We start from the raw sequence: 22,178 nt of genomic DNA, 5'->3' as shown, positions 1-22,178 counted from the left end.
TAATCTCGGATACTCAGATTTCGGATTGGGTATTGCCAAAATTGTCTATGCAATACCCCATATTCTCTATTGATAAAATTAAATTTTCGATTAAAATTACAGCCTAAACACTTTTCAAACAACCTCTAAGCTGACATATGACCTTTGACGGTCATTATTTAGGGTAATTATCAAAGTTTCCTTAAGCTTAAGCTAGAGATAAATCTGGCGATAGTCTGTACAAAACTTGCTTTAAAACCATTGCTGTCCAATCTACATCGGCTTCTGTGGTATCGCGCCCTAATGTCATACGAATTCCCCCCAAGGCGGCTTTATCCGAATAACCCATCGCTAAAAGTATTGGGCTGGGGCTAAGTTTACCACTATGACAAGCAGCACCAGCACTGATACCAATGCCAGCAAGGTTGAGCTGTCGCACTAAGGTTTTACCATTGAGTTTTTGTCTATCAGCATGTTCTAGGCAGAAACTGACATGGTGAGGTAAACGCCGATCGCGTTCGCCTGTGGGTACTAACCCAGGAACGTCAGCTAATAGATCGAACAAGCGATCGCGTAATTTAATTAATCTGGGTGTTTCAGTAGGCAATTCTTGTGCTGCTAGTTCGGCTGCTACGCCAAAGCCTGCAATTATGGGTACTGCTTGAGTCCCAGAACGCATTCCCATTTCTTGTCCACCACCATAAATTAAGGGCGCTAACTCTACACCAGAACGCACGTATAACGCTCCTACACCTTGCGGCCCATATAATTTATGGCTGGATATGCTGAGTAAATCAACGGGTAATGTTTGCACGTTAATAGGTAAGCGTCCCACAGCTTGCACGGCATCTGTATGGAACAAAACTCCATGCGATCGCGCGATATTTCCTAGTTCTGCAATTGGTTGTACTGTCCCTACTTCACTTTGTCCGTAGATTGTGGAAACTAAAACAGTGTTATGTCGTAATGCAGCTTTTAAATCTAGGGGGTTGATTCTGCCTTTAGCATCTACACACAAGCGCGTAACTTCCCAACCCCACATTTCTAGCGATCGCGCTGTTTCGGAAATTGCGGAATGCTCAACATGAGAAATAATCATATGTTGAGGTACAACATACAACCTCGCAACACCCATTATTGCCTGATTGTCTGCCTCAGTACCACCTGAAGTAAAGATTAGAGATTCTGGATTAGCAGCGTTAATTAATCCAGCTACTTGCAATCTTGCTTGTTCCACAATTGTTGCTGCCCTTTGTCCCCATTCATGCAAGCTAGAAGGATTTCCCCACTCTTGGGTGAGAACTGCTTGCATTGCGGCGATCGCTTCTGGGCGAGTGGGAGTAGTAGCACTGTGATCTAAATATATTTGCATATCACAAAAAATTGAATGGAAACACACGCTGGCAATGAAAATGGGGAGTAAGGGAAAATCCCACTACGAATCTCTATAGATAAGTTAATTAATCTTGACAAAATTTGAAATATTCTACATCAATGGGTGGATTTTTTCTCAGCTTAAAACTCTTTTGGTCTATGACATTTTGGGAATTATAAATTTATTCGCTTACAATCCACTTTTAGCAGATTCCCGTGCAAATTCTTTCGAGACAAAAATATTTTTTTATCTTTTCTTTGATATTTGCGATCGCGGCTTGTCAACGAGTCCAGTCACACAATCAGCGTCCAGCACTCTTACCACAAGACCCATTCGTTAAAGTTTACTTTAACCATTCTGAGTCTTCAGAATACAAAGAGCCTTACCGTCAGCAAACCCGCCTTGGGGATGATTTAGAAAAACAGATTGTCGATGCTATTTCCCAGGCTAAATCTACAGTTGATGTGGCAGTACAAGAATTACGTTTACCTAAAGTTGCCCAAGCACTTGCAGACAAACAGCAAGCCGGGATTAAAGTCAGGGTAATTTTAGAAAATACCTACAGTCACCCTTGGAGTAGCTGGACAGCCGCTGAAATCAAGAAGTTGACACCAAGAGAACGAGAACGCTACCAAGAATTTCAGCGCTTTGTAGATGTTAATCGAGATAATAAAATATCATCAGAGGAAATCAAGCAAAGAGATGCATTAATAATTTTACAAGACGCTAAAATTCCTTGGATTGACGATCGCGCTGATGGTTCGGTTGGTAGTAGCTTGATGCATCACAAGTTTGCGATCGTAGACAATCGCATTGTAATTGTAACTTCGGCTAATTTTACTTTAAGTGATACTTTTGGTGATTTTACAAATTCTCAAAGCCTAGGCAATGCTAATAATTTATTACAAATTGACAGCCCAGAATTAGCATCTTTATTTACAGAAGAATTTAACATTATGTGGGGCGATGGGCCAGGAGGTAAGTTAGATAGTAGATTTGGTGCGAAAAAACCGATGCGAGCGCCAAAAACAATCGCCTTAGGGCAAACTCAAGTTACAGTACAATTTTCGCCTATTTCACCTACTCAACCTTGGAATAACAGTAGTAATGGTTTAATTGGTAAAACTTTAAATTCAGCAACCAAATCTATAGATATGGCATTATTTGTTTTTTCCGAACAGCGTCTTGCTAATATCTTAGAAAATCGCCATCAACAAAATGTAGCAATTCGTGCTTTAATTGACCCCCAATTTGCTTATCGTCCGTATAGTGAAGCTTTAGACATGATGGGGGTTGCTTTTAGTAATAAATGTAAATACGAAGTTGATAATCATCCTTGGCAAAATCCGATTACAACTGTAGGCGTACCTACTCTACCCAAAGGCGATTTGTTGCATCACAAGTTTGCAGTAATTGATAGCCAAACAGTAATTACAGGTTCGCACAATTGGTCAGACGCTGCTAATAGTGGTAACGATGAGACACTTGTAGTAATTGAAAGTCCGACAGTAGCAGCCCATTATGTGCGCGAATTTGCCCGACTTTATACCAAAGTAAAACCTGGCTTACCACCAGTGATTCAAAAGAAAGTTAAACAGCAAGAAAAAGAATGCCCTCAGATAAAAGTATCTTCATCCAATGAGAACAAAGGTATTCAAAAAATTAATCTCAATACAGCAAGTTTAGAGGAATTAACAACTCTTCCAGGTATAGGTAAAAAGTTAGCCCAGCGAATAATTATTACTCGCCAACAGCAAAAATTTACATCCTTACAAGATATAGAACGAGTTCCAGGAGTGAGTAATAAAATGTTAGAAAAGTGGAGCGATCGCTTGACATTTTAGTAGTCTCAATTTCTTGACTCGTGCTATCCGCTGTGATGAAAAATGTGGTTTTGTCAAAGTGTAGCTATTACCAGCCTACGAACTGCATTAAGGAAAATATTCAGATAGTTGGCTGATGGCACTAGACTCAAAGAAATCATTACACTGAAGTTAGTTGCCCTGCTGGGATTGACAGTCCTATAGAAACGATGACTCAACAAACCGCGAGAATATGTATCCTTGGTGGAGGCTTTGGTGGTCTCTACACAGCTTTGCGCTTAAGCCAGTTACCTTGGGAAGCTACACAAAAACCTGAAATTGTGCTGGTAGATCGAAGCGATCGCTTTTTATTTTCCCCTTTACTGTACGAATTACTTACAGGGGAACTACAAACCTGGGAAATTGCCCCACCCTTTGAAGAAATTTTACAAGGTACTGGTGTGCGTTTTTACCAAGCCGTTGTGTCTGGAATTGACACCGACCAGCAGCGAGTACATTTACAAGACGGGCCAGAAATTCCCTACGACAGATTAGTGCTAGCTCTAGGTGGAGAAACACCATTAGATATGGTTCCCGGTGCGATATCCTACGCCCACCCATTCCGCACCATCAATGATGCCTATCGTTTAGAAGAACGCCTGCGAGTATTAGAAGAATCGGAATTAGATAAAATTCGCGTGGCAATTGTTGGGGCTGGATACAGCGGCGTGGAATTAGCCTGTAAACTAGCAGACAGATTAGGAGAAAGAGGACGTTTCCGACTAATTGAAATCAGCGACCAAATTTTGCGAACTTCCCCAGAATTTAACCGTGAAGTTGCCAACAAAGCTTTAGAAGCACGAGGTGTATTTCTGGATTTAGAAACCAAAGTTGAATCAATTGAGCAAGATACCATATCCCTAGAGTACAAAAATCAGGTAGACACAATTCCTGTAGATTTAGTAATTTGGACTGTAGGAACGCGAGTTGCTCCTGTAATTAAAGCACTTCCTCTTAAACAAAATCAGGGCGGTCAAATCAGTAGTGAATCGACTTTGCAAGTTCTTGGTCATCCAGAAATCTTTGCTTTAGGAGATTTAGTAGACTGTCGTGATGCTGAAGGTCAACAAGTCCCCGCTACTGCACAAGCTGCTTTTCAACAAGCTGATTACACAGCTTGGAATATCTGGGCTTCTCTCACCAATCGCCCCTTACTTCCCTTCCGCTACCAGCAGTTAGGGGAAATGATGGCACTGGGCATAGATAACGCCACCTTATCAGGCTTAGGAATCAAACTAGATGGTACTTTGGCATATATTGCCCGTCGTCTTGCCTATCTATATCGGATGCCAACTTTAGATCATCAGTTAAAAGTTGGTTTTAATTGGCTAGTTCGTCCTATTATAGAAACACTTTCTGAGTAGAAATTTTAGAATACAACAATAAAAATATAGGTAGGGCCTATGCCTTACCTATATTAGTTTTTATCTAAACTTAGAATGACAAAAATCTTTAAAATTCTGCAATCAAACTGGTTTTGGATTTTTTTTGCCACTTGTTTAATTTTGTTTTCCTTTACTATCTTTTCTAACTGGGTAGTAATGGTAGTAATTTGGTTTGGATTATTTTTTATTTTTAGATTTACTCAATTAGAAGCAAAATTAACCGAAAAAGAACGAAGAATTTATCTAGCTACAGTTTTACTCTATCCTCTAATTGAAAGCTGGATCAAATGGATGATTGAAAAAAATATCATTCCTTATTCATGGTTTTGGCTCAACCGATTAGAGCATTTTTGCTGGGCACTGGTAGTTGTAATTATCTTTTTACCTATATTTACAGATATATGGAAAACTTTAAAATGGTGGCAAAACCTAATTTTTGTAATTGGATTCATTTGTTTAATTGGCAATTTAAACGAATTTCTTGAGTATCTTTTGCGTTCTCGCTCAAGCTCAATAAATTATCGGATATTTGCCGCTTACTACTGGGATACAATTTATGACATGATGATGAACATAATTGGCGGTTTTGTTGGTTTTATGGTTTTAACATGGAAGACTAGGTTATAACAAATCCTGCTCGAACAACAATGCCAGTCGCTTCCACAGGAGAGGTAGCACGCTTGGGGGTTTCCTCCATAAGCGATCGCTAGAAGAAGACCTAGAGGCGCTGGCTTTTTAGGACTTAAGCACTTGGTATTATGGAACGACCAAAAGTTATTTTTTTAGATGCTGTGGGCACACTCTTCGGAGTTAAAGGTAGTGTGGGCGAAGTTTATCGGCAGATAGCCCATGAATTTGAGGTTGAAGTTTCAGCCGAAACATTAAATAAAACATTTATCCAAAGCTTTAAAGCAGCACCACCACCCATCTTCCCAGATGCCGAAGCCCAAGATATCCCGCAACGCGAATTTGATTGGTGGCGGACAATTGCCCTAAATACTTTTGAAAGTGCAGGTGTCATCAAGCAGTTTTCTGATTTTTCTGCTTTTTTTAGCGAACTTTATATCCATTTTGGTACTGCCGAACCGTGGTTTGTGTATCCCGATGTCTTTCAATCTTTAGTAAACTGGCAGCGATTAGGAATAGAACTAGGGGTATTGTCTAATTTCGATTCCCGTATTTATTCAGTATTACAAAGTTTAGGATTGAGCAATTATTTCCAATCTGTGACCATTTCTACTCAAGCACGCGCAGCTAAACCCGATCCCCAAATTTTTGCGATCGCCCTAGAAAAACATAACTGTCCGCCTTCAGCAGCATGGCACATTGGTGACAGTATTGTAGAAGACTATCAAGGAGCTAAAGCAGCAGGATTAAGAGGTATTTGGATAAATCGTAAGAAAAATTAATGTTGTCAGTTGTCAGTTGTCAGTTGTTAGTTGTAAAATTTGTACCTCTTGTTGGGGAGAAATTAATGTTGTACCTGTTGGTAGAACGGCTAAGGCATTGGTTTGAGCTAAATTAATTAAATTACCAGAACTATGACTGCCACCAGCTTTGTGAAATTCGTAAACTCCATCAACTACATTTAAACTACCCCAAATATAAGTTTCACGCTTGCCGTCCGATCGCAATTCATCATGCGATCGCGCTTTCACAAATACTGGTTGCCAACCTTCAGCCAGCCCTGAAAGTTTCTTAATAGTCGGTTGGACAAATCGCCAGAAAGTTACCAATACAGCCGCCGGATTTCCAGGTAAACCAAAGTAAATTGGTGAATTTTGAGTTGGGAAAGTAGCGACGGTAAGAGGTTTTCCTGGACGCATTTCCACAGAATGAATGTGAATTTTTGCCTCTAGCGACTTCAAAATTTGGTCAACATAGTCATAATCTCCGACAGAAACCCCGCCAGAAGAGATAACTATATCGGCATTAGCTATGGCATGACTAAAGACTTGCTTAAGTGCAACTGGGTCATCTTTCACAATACCCAATAATAAAGGTTCTGCCCCGCTTTCTTTTACCAAAGCTGCGAGGGCATATTGATTTGAATCGACAATTTGTCCGGGTTGCAGCGGTTTATCGAGAGTTACCAACTCGTCACCAGTCGAAAAAATTGCTACACGCGGACGGCGGAAAACATTTAATTTGGAACATTGCACCGCAGCTAATACAGCAATTTCTTGGGCATTTAATTTAATTCCTGCTGGTAGTAGTTGTGTTCCAGCTTGGTAAAAAGACGCTTTGTGTCTGACAAATTCTTGCGGCTTTGTTGGTGCAGCCAGGATAAAAACGCGATTTGTTTCTCGGCGTGTTTTTTCTTGCATAATGACAGTATCCGCCCCGACCGGCATCACCGCACCTGTGAAAATCCGTGCTGCTTGTCTTAGTTGAATTGTCGATTTCGGTTGATTTCCTGCTGGAATCTCTTCAACAATTTCTAAAACTGCTGGCTGTTCGGTGTTAGAGTGCTGCACATCTTCGTAGCGTACTGCATAGCCATCCATTGCTGAATTATCCCAATGAGGAAAATCAAGCGGACTAATAACAGGCGTTGCCAAAATCCGACCATCCGCTGTTAGCAAATCTATAATTTCCACATCTTGCCGATTATTTAACAATTGCACCAAATTTAAAATAATTGCTTCTGCATCGCTGACTGAGGGCATAGTAAATAACTTTAGTTTTTAATCTTTAAATAATTAGTAATCATCCTTAGAATCATTCAAGCACATCTTTAACACTCACGATTCCCTTACTGCACCACGCTTGTAGTAGCCATCTATTGGATTGTTGGTCAAGTGCTGGTAAGACGCGGAAATTAAAAACATCCTTCCACACCTCAATCCCATACTGATTAACAAAACTTTTCTCTAATTCTTTAAAACGCGGGTAGTCACGGTCATTAATAGCAATCAGCATGGGAATAATTGTACTGACTGGAATTTGATTAGCAGTTGTGCTGATGGATGTCATTCTGGGTAATCCTCAAAAATACAAATAAATGGCAGAGGTTCCTCTCCAGTATTGATGATTTTAACCAACCGTTTCCCTTTGTTTCTAGCAAGTGCGAAACAAGCTAATTCTGTATCCGCTGCTGACCAGTCTCTCTCATCTGTTACGGGATCGAACTTATCCTGTTGCTGTTCTGGGTTATCTGGTTCCTCTGCCTCTGTCATACTGTTTTATTTATCGTGGTTAAATTATTTTGATTCTTTGGAAGTGCCCAAGTATTTAAGCCATCACTTTAATATTAAAAACAGGAGCAATGATTATTTCCCAACCTCTAACTATAAACACCTATTTTGTATGACTATCGAACGAATTCCCCAAAAACATTATCCTAAAGCCGAAATTGCGCGACGAGGCATGGCATTAGCGCTTGATTTCCTCGGCGTTTGGTTAGTTAGTTCCTTATTGGGAAGTAGTGGTGTCGGGATTCAATTTGTTGAAATCCTGGTTTTCGTCTTACTTTGGCTGGTTTTGCGGGTGCTGGTGGTATACAACAATCAAGGGCAAAGTTTGGGGCGTTGGGCGTTCGATTTAAAGATTCTCGAAGTTGAAGATGGGCAAGTAGTGGGTAGAATTCCAGAATTGCAGGCGCTAATAAAACGAGAAGTTATAATTTGCCTTGGTGCCCTTTTGGTTTCCATTGCTTTAAATAACATCCGCGCCAATCCCACTGCTATACTGCTAGTACTTCCTCTGGCTATTGACTGTAGTAACGCGTTTTCTGATAACCAGTTGCGGCAAGCTTGGCATGACCGCTATGCTGGAACTTTCATTGTTTCGTCGCGTCGTGGCTACTCGCTGGATCTAAAAGTCAAGCGATTAGTTGAAAGTTTGCAACGAAATGTGAGAAGATAGTCATTTGTGTTAATTCTCCTCAGGCTTCAGCGTTTGTAAGATTATGGCTAAAAGTAAAGGTGCCCGCATAATAGTGACACTAGAATGCACCGAGTGTCGTACCAACCTAGACAAGCGATCGCCTGGTGTCTCCCGGTATACCAGCACTAAGAACCGTCGCAACACAACTAACCGACTAGAACTGAAAAAGTTCTGTACCCACTGCAACAAACATACCGTTCACAAGGAAATTAAGTAAAGATGAGTTATTACCGTCGTCGCCTGTCTCCCATTAAGCCTGGAGAGCCGATAGATTATAAGGATGTTGATTTGTTGCGTAAGTTTGTTACCGAGCGGGGTAAGATACTACCGCGTCGGATTACTGGGCTGACATGTCAGCAACAGCGAGATTTGACATTAGCAATTAAGCGTGCCCGGATTGTGGCTTTGTTGCCATTTATTAATGCGGAAGGCTAATTAAGAGTTGTGAGTGATGAGTTATGAGTTGAGAATCATAACTCCTAACTCCTAACTGAAAAACTATTTAAACTGTTCACCAATAATTTAATTGCGAGAGTTGTGGAGAAGGGGACGCTAGTTGAATTTCGCCTTCAAGGCGATCGCCGTCTGGGTGTGGTAGATCGTCCAGATGGAAAAACCCGTTGGTTTGTGGTAGATGAACGCGGTCAATCCCACAGCCTCGCGCCTAGACAAATCACCTATACAGTTAACGGACAAGCCTACAAGTCCTCTGACATTGCCAGCTTTTTAGAGCAAGTCAAGCCCTATTTAGATCCATCAAGCCTAGAGATAGCATGGGAATTACTGGTAGAAGATGCAGAAACAGTCACACCTTCGCAAATGGCAAATCTGCTATTTTCTCAATCAGACCCAGCTTTTTGTTATGCCGCCCATTGCTTGTTATCAGACGATAAACTCTATTTCAAGCAAAAAGGAGACGCTTACGAAGCCCGAACTGCAACTCAAGTAGCAGAACGCAAACACCAAATAGAAGTAGAAGCCCTCAAAGCTAGGGGACAGCAGGAATTTTTAGCTCGTGTAGAACAAGCACTGCAAGGTGAAGTAGTAGAATGGCAACGCCACGAGCGCCAGCGCTTAGAAGGACTGGAAAAATACGCGACGCTACTAGCGGATATTGTGCGAGTAGGGCTAAATTATGACTCTCTAGCTCGTGCCTATCCTCCCAGTGCCCCAGTATTAGAAACTATGACCATGCTGGGTCGTCCTGCAACCCCCCAAGGAGCCTTTCAATTATTGATAGACTTGGGATGGTGGAATGCTCACGAGAACTTGTTCCTGCGTCGTTCTTCAATTCCAGTTCAGTTTCCTAGCAAGGTAGTAGAAGTGGCGCAACAGCGTTTGGATTTTCCTCCAACTGACTTAGATGCAAATCGCCTCGATTTGACTCATCTGAAGGTCTATACAATTGATGATGAAAGCACCACTGAGATAGACGATGGTTTAAGTTGGGAATCACTCCCAGATGGACGCGAACGTTTATGGATACACATTGCCGACCCGACTCGGTGGTTAATCCCAGAAGATGATTTGGATCTCGAAGCCAGAAAACGGGGAAGTACAGTTTATTTGCCGACGGGGATGATTCCCATGTTCCCGGAGGTATTAGCTACCGGGCCAATGAGTTTGGTTCAGGGGCAAATTTGTTGTGCTTTAAGTTTTGGCGTAGTTTTAGATACAACCGGGAGAGTAGAAGATTACTACATCCGTACCAGCTTCATCAAGCCGACTTATCGCCTTACCTACGAAGACGTAGACGAGATGCTGCAATTGGGAGTACAAGCAGAACCAGAAATAGAAGCGATCGCAAATTGGGCGCGGCGGCGCAAATCTTGGCGCTACAACCAAGGCGCAATCAGCATTACCATGCCAGAGGCAACGATCAAAGTTAAAGGCGACGATATCAGCATTGACATTTTAGATGATTCCTCATCTCGACAATTGGTAGCAGAGATGATGATTCTCGCTGGGGAAGTAGCAGCCCGTTACGGCCAAGTTCACAACATACCTTTGCCCTTTCGCGGTCAGCCGCAGCCAGAATTACCCCCAGAAGAAGAACTGCTTCAGTTACCAGCAGGATTCGTGCGTGCTTGTGCCATGCGTCGTTGTATGCCCAAAAGCGAAATGAGCATTACCCCCGTGCGTCATGCTGGTTTGGGTTTGGATACTTACACTCAGGCGACTTCTCCCATTCGTCGTTACAGTGATTTACTCACCCATTTTCAACTGAAAGCCCACTTGCGCGGTGAAGTTCTACCATTTTCAGCAGAACAACTCAAAGAAGTGATGATGACCGTCACCAGTACTACCCAAGAAGTGACAATGGTAGAACGGCAAACTAACAGATATTGGGCCTTAGAGTATTTGCGCCGTCATCCAGAGCAAGTTTGGCATGTGACAGTCTTAATGTGGCTGCGCGAAGACAGCAACTTAGCATTAATTCTATTAGAAGATTTGGGTTTGCAGTTGCCGATGTCGTTTAGACGTTCGGTGAGATTAGGCGAACAGATTTTAGTAAAAGTTAGTCACGCCGATCCGCAAAAAGATTATATTCAGTTCCAAGAAATTATTTATCAAGAAGCTCAAACGGCTACAAATTAGATTAGGTATTGCCATTATTGAATTGGGCTATTTGGATTTGTGGTAGTAATTTGATACCGCAGGTAATTTTGCGATTGCACTACTACAATCTGTTAATGCCGAGCATCCTCAGCCTATTGCTTAATTACAGATTCAGAGATAAATTCATTAAAATACCAAAGAAGCGTTAGTAGCCAAAAAACTGTTGTTTTATAAAAGACCTTGGCATTGAAGAGGTTTCATGAAATTATGAATCTACTCAAAGTATATGCTTTGACAGTCATACTATCAGGATTTACACTTGCTCAAGCAAACCGCGCTACTGCCATTACCGTACCGCCACTTGAAACTCAAGTCAAGCAAGTAGCACAGTGGTTTACTGGTTTATTCGACAATTCTCAACAGGTAGCTAGCAACCCTTCTATACCACTCATTACTTTGTCAAGCTGTAGCGTGCAATTGACTGATGCTAACCCGGTAATTGGAATACAGAATATTTATCTCGAACAAAAAAGTATTAATCGCTTCCGTCTTTATTCCTTTAGCCAAGGAAATTCAGCAGTAAATCTCAGTATTCGTGCTTTTGATAGCAGCTATCCTGTAAGTGGATTATGCAATCGACCTGAGTCTGAACAGGTTATTGACTCTAGCAAAGTTCTAGGAACAAGTTGTAACCTCGAACTCTTCTGGCAATCAACTGACTATATTGGGAATAACGCCCCTAATGGCTGTCCGACAAGTTCTGGTGGTAAGGTGGTTTCTAGTGTAACTGTCTCAAAAATAGAAATCGATTCTTTAGACAAGATTTTTACAGCGAACGGCAATTTACTTTTCGCCACGCCGATTGAGTTTCGCCGAGTTTATTCTATCCCCGAACCTTCTTTGACATTAGGATTGTTAGCTATTGGTATCTGGGGTACAAGTAAGGTAATTTCAGTAAAAATGAAAAATAAAAAATGCTAATAGTCAATCTTGGAAAATTCCCATACATAATTTAAATGCACAGCAACTTAATGAGATATGCTACCAAATTAAAATATTTTATATAATAGTCGTCACCCTGTATGGGTGACGGCTATAGTTACAAAAGCTATTAGTAACTTTTAGTAAAGACAAAGTATTATTTAAATTTCAGCACCTGCTTTCGCTTCAGTACCCATTGGCGCTACATAATCACGGAAAAGAGTTATCTGTTGCTCAAACTCTAATTGCTTAATTTTGTTCAACAATGTATTGCCTTCTGAGGAAAGCTGATATTCAGAAGGTACAGGAATCACACTACCGCTATCCATACCTTGAGCTAAACGATACCAAAATAGTAGCTTTGTAGTTTCACTCAAAGAGCCATATTGACGGCTAAGTTGCGAATCAACTTTCTGAATCAAGTCGCGCTGGACTTTTAACTGCTCCTCGTGAGATAGTTCTTTAACCTGATTGAATAAGCCTTCTGCAATTTCAGGGGAAACGGTACTAGCACCAGGCGCGGCTGGTGTAATAGCGCCACCCATTTCTTTGTAAATAAACCAGAACAAACCCAACTGTTGGTCTACATCCAATTTTTGCCATGCTTCAACATGTTCGCGGATAGTTGGATCGCCGGTTTGAGTATAAGACATAAAAAACTTGGTTACGATTAATAAACTTCAATGAAAACAGTAACAAACATATCTTCGGTGTTTTACCCCACTGAAGACATAGGTATTCAAATCAGAAAGAAGAATTATTAGCAATAAAAATTGGGTGAGGCGTAGTCTAAAGTTACAAATATTTATAATGTTAATTATCATTCAATAGAGAGATTTCAATATACAGTTGTTTTGTTATTGATAGTACAAAATATAAAAGCTCAATCCCATGAAAATACTTAAAGGGATAAACAGCAGCCAATTCTGGAATGATGCGATCGCCTAGCAGACCGTAGACTAACTGAAACAATCCATAAGGAATTGTGTAGTCCAAGACAATTCACCGCAGCACTCTCAACACCAACATGAAACTCCTCAGCAATAATGTGCAACAGTAGGTCAATCACATAGGACTTATGCATGAAGACGAAAAATCAAGCGTTTGGATCGGGGTGCAAGGGTATAAGGGTGTAGGGGTGTTCAAAACCCTTACCCCCTACACCCAGTCTCAACAGATAATCTTTGTGCGTAATACCAAACAAACCCCTAGTTGTCTTTTCTACTTCTTAAAAATTGTCATTCACTTTAGTTTGTCGGACTGTAACAGGTTTCGTCTTTAGCCGTTAGACAAAGCTGTTTCTGACCCAGATCGGTTTTAAATTTCACCTGATAAGTTTCGTTTTCGGCAGGCAAAGTTTTCGTGTAGTTGTTAGCTCTATCGCACGAAAAATCACGAGTGAAAGTTGCTGGAGACCAATTAATTGTCATCGTACTGCCGCTCAGATTGACTTTTCCTTTTCGAGATTGGAAAATTTGCTGGTTGCAGCTACCGTTCATTACGTTCATAATTCCTGTGAATTCAACCGTTCCGTTCGGCAGAAATTGATAAGTGAAACGCGAACCATTCGATCCCGTATATGCGCCACTTGTGCTGTAAGAACTGTTTCCGGTATGCGTCCAGACCCATTTTCCAACTAAAGACGAAATATCTCCAACATTGCCAGATGAATCATCCGCATTATTTGAAGTGGTTTCGCCTACGTGTGCGCTGTTGTAAACAGACAGTAAAAGTTTGGCTTCTGCATCATTTGGTAAATTTCGTAATTGCCCGACAAAATTTCCATTAAATGCCTGCCGCACTCGGTTTTGTTCCTCTTCATTCTTAGCAAGAACTTGTGTATAATTGGAAATTATATTTTCAATGCTTTTTTTAGTTTCTGCTGGGTTTTTGCGAAACTCATTTAATTTTATTGATTGATATTGATTACGCTGTTCTTGAGTGAATTTTGCCGTAAATGCCCATTCGTAAAAAGCGATAACTTTATCAATATCTGATTGGCTGAGAGATTCGTTTTCAGCTATTACTAAAACTCTACTTTCGGCAGCTTGGGCAGAGATATTTATAGTCGTTCCGTCCATCAGAACTACATATAAAAATAACAGAGAAAAGTATTTAAATTTGTTCATCATTACTGTAATTTTGTTGCCATGTAATTAATTTTTTCAGCAAGCTAGTGAGGAGTTGATATCAAGCTCACACCTGTAAATATGTGACACACTAGTTATATTGCCATTAAATTAATTGTAATAGTTTAGGGGATACAAATAAGCATAAAAATACCTAAGGCTAAATAACTAATATTTAGACTAAAGATAGGCGCTCGCCGTATCCCCTAAATAAACTACAGAAAGCAACAAGGTATCAGTTCAACAAATTAAGGTAAGGATCTTATACCAAGTTGTCTTTTATTGTTACAAGCAATCTCGACATAATTCTTTATAAATGAAAACTGCTTTCAGGTTTAACGCTGAATTGTATTGGCCGATTGATTAAATAACAAATTGCGTGACTTTTCGATATCCAGCGTTTGATTTTTGAATTCTTCTGCCTTCTGGTAGGCGCGAATTGTTGCAGGACGAGCCTGAATTGTCTCAAACCAGCGCTTCAGATTGGGAAAATTCTCTAACTTCTGGCTTTGGCGCTCATAAGGAACAATCCAAGGATAGGCAGCAATGTCCGCGATGGAATAATCGCCAGCAACAAACTCTCTATCTGCTAGTCGCTTATCTAGCACTGCATATAAACGTCCCGTCTCATTTACATAACGGTTTATAGCATATTCAATCTTTTCGGGAGCATAGCTGCTAAAGTGGTGATTCTGTCCTGCCATTGGCCCTAGACCTGCCATTTGCCAGAACAACCATTGAAGGACTTCAGCGCGACTTGCCACATCTTGAGGAATCAATTTTCCAGTTTTTTCTGCTAGATACAACAAGATTGCACCAGACTCAAAGACGGAAATAGGTGCATCTCCATTTACTGGTTCGCGGTCAACAATTGCTGGGATGCGATTGTTAGGAGAAACCTTAAGAAACTCAAGCTGAAACTGTTCGCCAGCACCAATATTTATAGGAATGATTTTGTAAGGTAAACTGACTTCTTCTAGAAATATGGTAATTTTATGACCGTTTGGAGTTGTCCAATAGTAAAGGTCAATCATGGGTTATTTCTCCTAAATAGTTTTACAGTTACTTTTCAAAAACTTCTGCGTTGATATCAAAATCTGGAGTGTGAATTAGCAAGATTTCTACTGGTTGATTTGTCCTATTCACATAGGAGAACTTTTGCCCTTGAGCAACTATACATAAATCACCTGCTTTCAGAATGTTCTCTTGCTCGTCAAGTATAAAATTAAGCTGACCAGACAAGACATAGTAGTATTTGTCTGAGCGTTTAGACCATGCTTGACGATGATATGTATTAGGCAATACAGAGATACGAGCAACAGAAGAACTTGTGTTTAGTCCAGCAGTAAAATCGAGAATAGACAAGCCTTCAAAATTAAAAGGTGCTAATGTCTCAGATTTAAGTATCATTTTCTTACCTTGTGCTTCCTGCCTGCTAACTCCTGACAACTGACTACTGACAACTGACACTTTGCTAAAAATGCTCGACCCACGGACGCAGTTCTACTTCCCATGTCCAAGCACTGCGGGGTTGGCGGAGGATGCTGAGATAAGTTTGAGCGATCGCATCCGGGTCTAGAGTACTATCGGGATTGTCTGCTGGGTCTGGGCGTACTGCTGAACGAATACCACCATCAATAACAAAATGTGCTATGTGAATATTCTTTGGTGCTAATTCCCTAGCAATACTTTGAGCTAAACCACGCAGCGCAAATTTCCCCATTGCAAAGGGTGCAGATCGAGCGTAACCCTTCACACTTGCTGAAGCTCCGGTAAAGAAGATAGCACCGCTGCCCTGTTGCAACATCCTCTTCGCCGCAGCTTGAGCAACCAAAAAGCCACCGTAGGCAGTTATATCTAAAGTTTTCGCTACTTCACTTGGGTCTAGATCCACAAGCGGCCCCTGCACTCGATAGCTGGGGTTGTACACTACGACATTCGGCGAACCCAGTTTATTTTCTACATCAATAAATAGTTGCTGTACTTCGTCTGGTTTGGAGACATCGGTGGCAAAACTGACCGCGCCAATTTCACTGCTAAGATGAGTCAGTTTCTCAACTTGGCGAGCAGCTAAAGCAATACTCATTCCCTCTTTCGCAAAGAGGCGAGCCAAAGAAGCACTTAGTCCACTACCTGCTCCGACAATTAAAGCTGTTGTTGGCATAGATTTATCCGGTTCGTAAGTCAGTTGTCAGTGGTCAGTTGTCAGTGGTCAGTGGTCAGTTGTCAGTTGTCAGTTGTCAGTTGTCAGTTGTCAGTGGTCAGTTGTCAGTTGTTAAGAGTTATTTTCCCCCAACTCCCTGCTCCCTGCTCCCCTACCCCGCTGCCTCCAATCCGCAGGACTAAGACTGCTGCTATCAAGCATAAAATACCCGATAAGATAAATGCCTGGAGATAACTGCCTGACCAAGTTCTCAAAGCTCCAGCTCCAAATGCTGCGGTAGCCGCACCTATTTGATGCCCTGCAACTATCCAACCGAACATAACGCCGACATTTTCTTTGCCAAACGCGTTTGCAGTGAGGCGGACTGTAGGTGGTACAGTAGCTATCCAGTCAAGCCCGTAAAAAATTGCAAAGGCAGAAAGTCCATAAAACGAAAAGTGGAAACTAAAGGGTAAGAAAATCAATGATAAACCCCGTAGTCCGTAGTACCAACACAGCAGGTAACGATTATTCCAGCGGTCAGATAACCAACCGGAGACAGTTGTCCCAACAAAATCAAATATACCCATGATTGCCAAAAGGCTAGCGGCTCGGACTTCGGGAATCCCATGATCTATGCAGGCAGGAATCAAATGCGTACCAATCAGACCATTTGTACTTGCCCCACAGATAAAAAAGCTACCAAATAAAAACCAAAAATCACGAGTACGCATCCCCAGCCAGAGGGCGCTGAGAGTTGAGGCGATAGAATTCACTTTGGGTTGTGCTACTTCTACCGTTTCACTTTTATCGCCAAAGGGTCGCAAACCAATTGATGCAGGACGATCGCGCATGAATAAAGCGATCGCAGGAATAATTAGCAATGCTGCGCCAGTGAGACCGAGAGCAGCAGTTCGCCATCCGAAGCGATCGGTTATCGATGCCAATATTGGCAGAAACACAAGTTGTCCGGTGGCTGTACTGGCAGTCAGAACACCGAGAATCAAACCCCGCTGCTCAAAAAACCAGCGATTGACAACAATAGCACCCAAAACTAAGGCGATAACTCCGCTACCAATGCCAACAACAATGCCCCACAGTAAAACTAGCTGCCAAGAAGCTGACATGAAGGTGGTGCAGCCAACGCCAATAGCGATAAATGCAAGTGCAAAAACCATCGTCCGGCGAATACCAATCCGCTCCATGAGCGTAGCGGCGAAAGGGCCGATTAATCCGTAGAGTATCAAGTTTACTGAGATTGCCAGCGAGATAGTGGCTCTACTCCAGCCGAACTCTTTTTCTAGAGGTACGATTAGTACTCCGGGAGCCGAGCGAATTCCCGCTGCTACGAGCAAAGCGAGAAATGTTAACCCAGCGATGAGCCAACCGTAATGAAACGAACGACGCGCCAGAAAGGAGGCTAGGGACATATGGGGACTGGGGATTGGGGACTGGGAGGACAAGGGAGATGAGGGAGATGAGGAAGTAAAAGTTTGCACTTTTGATGCTGATGTTTGAGCTTTTGAAGTAGACGTTTGCACCTTTAATGCTGAGGTTTGCACCTTTGATGCTGGCGTTTGCACCTTTGATGCTGGCGTTTGCACCTTTAATGCTGAGGTTTGCACCTTTGATGCTGAAACTTCAAGCTCTAAACTCTAAACTTCAAGTTCTGAGGCTTCTTTGTGTCTCCCATCTCCCTCATCTCCCGATCTCAGACTAAGCTTTATAGGCATTACCTATTTTGTCTACAGAGACGTTATAGGAGAATGGCAAACGACCGGGATTCAAGCGTGGTTCTGCTGCATAGCCAACGGGGACGACAACAGCGATCGCTAAATCTGGATTATCCGCTGCTCCAATCACTTCTTTGACTTTTTCTTCAAGCCAACCATTCATAAAGCAAGTAGACAAACCCAAACTTTCTGCTGCTAAGACCAAATGAGTGGCAGCAATCATGGCATCTTTAATGGCATATTCCCGTCGCTTATCTCCCAACGTTGCATGAAATTGCGGAACGGCAGTTCTAAAGTAATTCACAGTGCCTTCATTCCATGCTCCTGTCTGGAGTCCTTGCTCAAGAATTGGGGTCAAGTCTTTTTCCCCTACTGTTGCATCGGCGGCAAAGACAAAGGTGACAGGTGCTTGAACAATTTGCTGTTGATTCCATGCTGCTGCTGCTAGTGCTGCCTTTTGCGCTTCATCTTGAATCAGGATGATTTGCCAATCCTGGATGTTATAACTGCTGGGTGCAGCTACAGTTAACTCTACAAGTTGCTTAAGCAGTTCTGGGGCGATGGGGTCTGTTTTAAAAATTTTGATCGACCGACGCTGGGCGATCGCACTGGGTACATCTAAAGGTTGAATTTGGGTGACAGAACTCATGAGATTCTCCTATTTAAATTTGACCAGTAACTAATCCATGCCAATTATCCAAAATAAAGCTAAATATGCAAGTAGGAAACTCAGATTAAATTTGAGTTTGCGTGTAAGTTCTTGCGCCCCTTCACTACCAATTACGAAGCAACCGACCAAAATGGATAGTCTATATATCCTTTTTCTCCCCCGCCATAAAAGGTTGTTTGGTCTGGCTCATTCAATGGTGCATTCACAGCTAAACGTTGTGGTAAATCGGGATTTGAGATAAATAGAGTCCCAAAGGCAACTAAATCTGCTGCTTTGTTTGCTAGTACGGTATTACCTTTTTCACGGTTATAACCGCCATTCACGATGAGCGTACCTGTAAAGCGATCGCGCAAATGACTGGTTGGTACGACTGTTCCACCATATTTGATATCTGCGTCTGTAGCTTCAAAGATATGTAGATAAGCTAAATCAAACTCGTTCAGTGCTTGAGCAGCATAACCAAAAGTTTCTAGAGGATTAGAGTCACGCATATCGTTAAATGTCCCACTCGGAGAAAGGCGTACACCCACTTGTTTTGCACCCCATACACTAGTGACTGCCTCAGTTACTTCTAATAAGAATCGCGCCCGATTCTCAATAGAACCTCCATACTTATCTGAGCGCTGATTCGTGCCATCTCGGAGAAACTGGTCAATTAAATAACCATTAGCTGCGTGAATTTCTACTCCATCAAATCCAGCCGCTAAAGCATTGGCAGCACCTTGACGATACTTTTCTACTATCCCCGGTATTTCTGAGGTTTCCAAAGCACGAGGGGTAACAAAAGGTTTGTGCCCATCATAGGTTGATGCCTCACCTTTAGGAGCAATGGCCGAAGGAGCTACAGGTAACGCCCCATTGGGTTGCAAATCTGGGTGGGAAATTCTACCTACATGCCACAGTTGCAGATAAATTCGCCCTCCTTGCTGATGGACAGTATCAGTTACTAACTTCCATCCAGCTATCTGTTCTGGGGAATGAATCCCTGGTGTATAAGGATACCCTTGCCCTTCCGGAGTAACCTGAGTTGCTTCAGCAATAATCAGTCCAGCGGAAGCGCGTTGAGCGTAGTAGGTGGCATTAAGTTGGTGCGGTACATTTCCCTGCCCCGCCCTATTTCGAGTTAAGGGAGCCATCACTATCCGGTTGGGTAGTTCCAGGTTACCCAATTGGTAAGGAGAAAATAGGCTGATATCACTGGTCATGATTAAATCTCCAAATAAACGTGCAAAATTTGTTTAAATAATTGACTAGTACAACACGGCGTAAATAAACCACTCATTTGAAGTAGGCAAAAAGCTTGTGGTATGAGACTTCTTTCTTTTTACTTTTTACTTTTTACTTTTGCCTTCTCCTACTAGATAACGCCACTATCTACATCCAAAGCAGCACCATTAGTTGCGGCTGCTAAAAAATTCAGTCCTTTACCGAATGGCACGCTTGTTATCGGCAAATCCACTATTCATAAGGATGAGCGGGTGTGGGGTGTTGGGTGTTGGGTGTAGTGAGTCAGAGATTTATTTGTGTCCGTACTCATATTTACTTTTCTTGATTTTTCCCTACACCCCACACCCTACCCCCAACACCCTGCCCAGACGAGGTTTCACGTTTACAAGCGTGCCATTCAGTCCTTTACCAAGGAACCACCCCATTCTCGTCAAAAAAACCTCCACTAAAACCATCATTAGGTAGAGTTGCAAGTTTAATGGCTGCTGTTGCCCCCTGCTCAACAGTGCGATAACCTCGGTGTTGATTAATATCTGTTGCAGTGAAACCAGGGTCAGCCGCATTAACTTTTATTGGTGTATCTTTTAACTCACCAGCAAACAAAATTGTGAGCGCATTTACTGCTGTCTTTGATGAGTTATAAGCAAGTAACTTCATCTCAGCAAACTCATAATTAGGATCGGAGTTTTGCGTCAGCGAACCTAAACCACTCGATATATTGACTATTCGTCCTGCTGTTGACTTCTTTAACAGTGGCAACATTGCTTTCGTAACTGCAAATACACCAAATACATTCGTTTCATAAGTCTCTCGCAGTTTTTCAATATCGAGTTGACTTGGTGGAACTCGGTCTATTGCAATTCCAGCATTGTTGACAAGGATATCAAGCTTTCCAAATTCACGTTCGATTTGTTGAGCGGTAGAGTCTATTGTTTGTTGTGCGGTGACATTCAGCTGAACTGCTTTTGCATCGATTTGACTCGAACGCAGTTTATTCGACGCTTCTTCACCACGTTCTATATCTCTTGCACCAATTAGAACAGTAGCGCCTCTAGAACCAAGTTGGCGTGCGATTTCATACCCGATACCTTTGTTTGCACCTGTAATTAGCGCAACTTTGCCTTTTAAATCGTCTGACATATTACTTCCCTGTATTTTTGGTGGTTGAGTTGATTTCGAGCTTAATCAATGTCAATAGTCAGTGGTCAGTAGAGACGCGATTAACCCTTGTCTGTACAATGGTCTGTTGTCAGCTTTGCTGGAGGCAGAAGGTAGGAGTAAGTCAAAAAGTAAAAGTAAAAAGTAAAGAATTAAGAATTGAATCTCAAAATTTCATCAGTTCTCTTTTGCCTTTTGACTTTTGACTTTATCTTGTCTCCCTCATCCTCCTCATCTCCCCCTGCTCCCCAGTTCTTCACAAACTAGGGGCGAGCAAAGCCCACCCCAAGCTATTAACTTTAGCGAATATGCTGTGCTAGAGTCTTAGTCAAGGTGGTTTTTGGCACTGCTCCCACGACTGTATCAACTTGTCTTCCCCCCTTAAATACCATCAGCGTGGGAATGCTGCGAATTCCATAATGACTGGCAATAGTGGGATTTTGATCTGTATTCAGCTTCACCACTTTCACTTGTCCTTGGTATTCGGCAGCAACTTCATCTACAACCGGAGCTACCATTCGACACGGCCCGCACCAAGGGGCCCAAAAATCCACTAATACTGGAATTTCACTTTCCAGGACTTCTGGTTTAAATGTGGCTTCTGTGACGTTTGTAACGGATGACATAATAGCCCTCCTGATTTAATTCTATTATTCGATAATATCGAATAAGTAAAATATACGTCATTTTAAGAGATAATGCAACTATGAGATTCTTATATCATCCAGACCGAAAAGACATATCTTTGCCAGGAGTGCTGTATGCGTTAGGCGACCCGGTGCGGCTAGAGATTGTCCGCTTATTGGCGACCAAGGGCGAGCAGTGCTGTGCCAACTTTGATTTTGCGATCGCCAAATCTACCATGTCCAATCATTTCAAAATTTTACGAGAGTCGGGGGTAGTCTTGACTCATAAAGAGGGGACACTACACATTAATCAGTTACGACATGAAGATTTAGAGGCGCTGTTTCCCGGACTGTTGGATGCGGTGTTGCGATCGGCTCAACCATTGCTTGTTTGTCACCAATCAACAGTTAACAGTCGTTAGTAGGAGCAGGGGAGCAGAGGGGCAGAAGGGCAGAGGAGCAG

25 protein-coding genes are annotated in these 22,178 nt (G+C 42.1%); 10 read left to right on the top strand and 15 right to left on the bottom strand.

All coding sequences use genetic code 11. From position 1 onward, the window contains the following. Positions 1–187: 187 nt before the first annotated feature. A complete protein-coding gene (locus I8752_RS03085) occupies positions 188–1,351 on the bottom strand; it encodes a cysteine desulfurase family protein (RefSeq protein ID WP_214430860.1) in 1,164 nt (387 codons plus the stop codon). 218 nt (positions 1,352–1,569) lie between these two features. Between I8752_RS03085 and I8752_RS03080 the strand changes: the two genes are divergently transcribed. From I8752_RS03080 to I8752_RS03065, 4 genes are all read left to right on the top strand, one after another. Beyond that, positions 1,570–3,198 (top strand): DUF655 domain-containing protein, encoded by a 1,629-nt coding sequence (locus tag I8752_RS03080; protein WP_214430859.1) that lies wholly within the window; start codon positions 1,570–1,572, stop codon positions 3,196–3,198. A gap of 188 nt (positions 3,199–3,386) precedes the next feature. Next, entirely contained in the window at positions 3,387–4,580 is a 1,194-nt protein-coding gene (locus I8752_RS03075) for an NAD(P)/FAD-dependent oxidoreductase (protein ID WP_214430858.1), read from the top strand. Positions 4,581–4,655: 75 nt separating this feature from the next. Further along, the gene (locus I8752_RS03070) at positions 4,656–5,228 is read left to right on the top strand and encodes a hypothetical protein (RefSeq protein ID WP_214430857.1); all 573 of its coding nucleotides are present in this window, start codon (positions 4,656–4,658) and stop codon (positions 5,226–5,228) included. Positions 5,229–5,359: 131 nt separating this feature from the next. Then, positions 5,360–6,010 carry an HAD-IA family hydrolase gene (locus I8752_RS03065; RefSeq protein ID WP_214430856.1) on the top strand — a complete coding sequence of 217 codons (651 nt, stop codon included), beginning with the start codon at positions 5,360–5,362 and terminating at the stop codon, positions 6,008–6,010. A 12-nt stretch (positions 6,011–6,022) separates the two neighbouring features. On the opposite strand, the gene I8752_RS03060 is transcribed toward I8752_RS03065, so the two are convergent. Genes I8752_RS03060 through I8752_RS03050 form a run of 3 tightly spaced genes read right to left on the bottom strand, consistent with a single transcriptional unit; the run spans position 6,023 to position 7,780 of the window. Then, positions 6,023–7,270: a molybdopterin molybdotransferase MoeA gene (locus tag I8752_RS03060; RefSeq protein ID WP_214430855.1), complete on the bottom strand. Its 1,248-nt coding sequence runs from the start codon at positions 7,268–7,270 to the stop codon at positions 6,023–6,025. Positions 7,271–7,322: 52 nt separating this feature from the next. Continuing rightward, entirely contained in the window at positions 7,323–7,577 is a 255-nt protein-coding gene (locus I8752_RS03055; protein WP_225895406.1) for a hypothetical protein, read from the bottom strand. Then, positions 7,574–7,780, bottom strand: a complete 207-nt coding sequence (locus tag I8752_RS03050) for a hypothetical protein (protein ID WP_214430854.1) — start codon at positions 7,778–7,780, stop codon at positions 7,574–7,576. The genes I8752_RS03055 and I8752_RS03050 overlap by 4 nt, the downstream gene beginning before the upstream one ends. A gap of 130 nt (positions 7,781–7,910) precedes the next feature. Here I8752_RS03050 and I8752_RS03045 point away from each other — a divergent pair, with 130 nt between their 5' ends. The 5 genes from I8752_RS03045 (at position 7,911) to I8752_RS03025 (ending at position 12,029) form a co-directional block, all read left to right on the top strand. Then, positions 7,911–8,468, top strand: coding sequence for an RDD family protein (locus I8752_RS03045; protein WP_214430853.1), 558 nt, complete (start codon positions 7,911–7,913; stop codon positions 8,466–8,468). Positions 8,469–8,511: 43 nt separating this feature from the next. Beyond that, positions 8,512–8,706, top strand: a complete 195-nt coding sequence (gene rpmG, locus I8752_RS03040) for a 50S ribosomal protein L33 (protein WP_214430852.1) — start codon at positions 8,512–8,514, stop codon at positions 8,704–8,706. Positions 8,707–8,708: 2 nt separating this feature from the next. Then, positions 8,709–8,924, top strand: a complete 216-nt coding sequence (gene rpsR, locus I8752_RS03035) for a 30S ribosomal protein S18 (protein WP_017653421.1) — start codon at positions 8,709–8,711, stop codon at positions 8,922–8,924. 102 nt (positions 8,925–9,026) lie between these two features. Further along, entirely contained in the window at positions 9,027–11,087 is a 2,061-nt protein-coding gene (locus I8752_RS03030; RefSeq protein ID WP_214430851.1) for a ribonuclease catalytic domain-containing protein, read from the top strand. Between the two features lie 228 nt (positions 11,088–11,315). Beyond that, positions 11,316–12,029 (top strand): chromophore lyase CpcT/CpeT, encoded by a 714-nt coding sequence (locus tag I8752_RS03025; RefSeq protein ID WP_214430850.1) that lies wholly within the window; start codon positions 11,316–11,318, stop codon positions 12,027–12,029. Positions 12,030–12,190: 161 nt separating this feature from the next. On the opposite strand, the gene I8752_RS03020 is transcribed toward I8752_RS03025, so the two are convergent. The 11 genes from I8752_RS03020 to trxA all read right to left on the bottom strand — a co-directional run bounded on the left by I8752_RS03020 (position 12,191) and on the right by trxA (position 21,715). Beyond that, positions 12,191–12,682 (bottom strand): orange carotenoid protein N-terminal domain-containing protein, encoded by a 492-nt coding sequence (locus I8752_RS03020; RefSeq protein ID WP_214430849.1) that lies wholly within the window; start codon positions 12,680–12,682, stop codon positions 12,191–12,193. A 160-nt stretch (positions 12,683–12,842) separates the two neighbouring features. Beyond that, complete coding sequence (locus tag I8752_RS37140) at positions 12,843–13,025, bottom strand: hypothetical protein (protein WP_225895405.1); 183 nt, start codon at positions 13,023–13,025, stop codon at positions 12,843–12,845. A gap of 251 nt (positions 13,026–13,276) precedes the next feature. Next, a complete protein-coding gene (locus I8752_RS03010) occupies positions 13,277–14,161 on the bottom strand; it encodes a hypothetical protein (protein ID WP_214430848.1) in 885 nt (294 codons plus the stop codon). Positions 14,162–14,493: 332 nt separating this feature from the next. Then, positions 14,494–15,192: a glutathione binding-like protein gene (locus I8752_RS03005; protein WP_214430847.1), complete on the bottom strand. Its 699-nt coding sequence runs from the start codon at positions 15,190–15,192 to the stop codon at positions 14,494–14,496. A 28-nt stretch (positions 15,193–15,220) separates the two neighbouring features. After that, positions 15,221–15,568: a cupin domain-containing protein gene (locus tag I8752_RS03000; protein ID WP_214430846.1), complete on the bottom strand. Its 348-nt coding sequence runs from the start codon at positions 15,566–15,568 to the stop codon at positions 15,221–15,223. A gap of 64 nt (positions 15,569–15,632) precedes the next feature. Next, positions 15,633–16,322 (bottom strand): SDR family NAD(P)-dependent oxidoreductase, encoded by a 690-nt coding sequence (locus I8752_RS02995; RefSeq protein ID WP_214430845.1) that lies wholly within the window; start codon positions 16,320–16,322, stop codon positions 15,633–15,635. A 104-nt stretch (positions 16,323–16,426) separates the two neighbouring features. Then, positions 16,427–17,926, bottom strand: a complete 1,500-nt coding sequence (locus I8752_RS02990; RefSeq protein ID WP_318780807.1) for an MFS transporter — start codon at positions 17,924–17,926, stop codon at positions 16,427–16,429. Positions 17,927–18,017: 91 nt separating this feature from the next. Continuing rightward, positions 18,018–18,683 (bottom strand): nitroreductase family protein, encoded by a 666-nt coding sequence (locus I8752_RS02985; RefSeq protein WP_214430844.1) that lies wholly within the window; start codon positions 18,681–18,683, stop codon positions 18,018–18,020. 131 nt (positions 18,684–18,814) lie between these two features. Then, entirely contained in the window at positions 18,815–19,909 is a 1,095-nt protein-coding gene (locus tag I8752_RS02980; RefSeq protein WP_214430843.1) for an alkene reductase, read from the bottom strand. 427 nt (positions 19,910–20,336) lie between these two features. Continuing rightward, the gene (locus I8752_RS02975; RefSeq protein ID WP_214430842.1) at positions 20,337–21,071 is read right to left on the bottom strand and encodes an SDR family oxidoreductase; all 735 of its coding nucleotides are present in this window, start codon (positions 21,069–21,071) and stop codon (positions 20,337–20,339) included. Between the two features lie 317 nt (positions 21,072–21,388). Beyond that, entirely contained in the window at positions 21,389–21,715 is a 327-nt protein-coding gene (gene trxA, locus I8752_RS02970; RefSeq protein WP_214430841.1) for a thioredoxin, read from the bottom strand. Positions 21,716–21,795: 80 nt separating this feature from the next. On the opposite strand from trxA, the gene I8752_RS02965 reads away from it, so the two are divergent. Continuing rightward, a complete protein-coding gene (locus tag I8752_RS02965) occupies positions 21,796–22,137 on the top strand; it encodes an ArsR/SmtB family transcription factor (RefSeq protein ID WP_214430840.1) in 342 nt (113 codons plus the stop codon). The last annotated feature ends 41 nt before the right edge of the window (positions 22,138–22,178 follow it).

This window comes from Dendronalium phyllosphericum CENA369, assembly GCF_016056275.1.
GTDB classification, from domain to species: Bacteria; Cyanobacteriota; Cyanobacteriia; order Cyanobacteriales; family Nostocaceae; genus Dendronalium; species Dendronalium phyllosphericum.
This window is presented reverse-complemented; position numbering and strand designations above follow the sequence as displayed.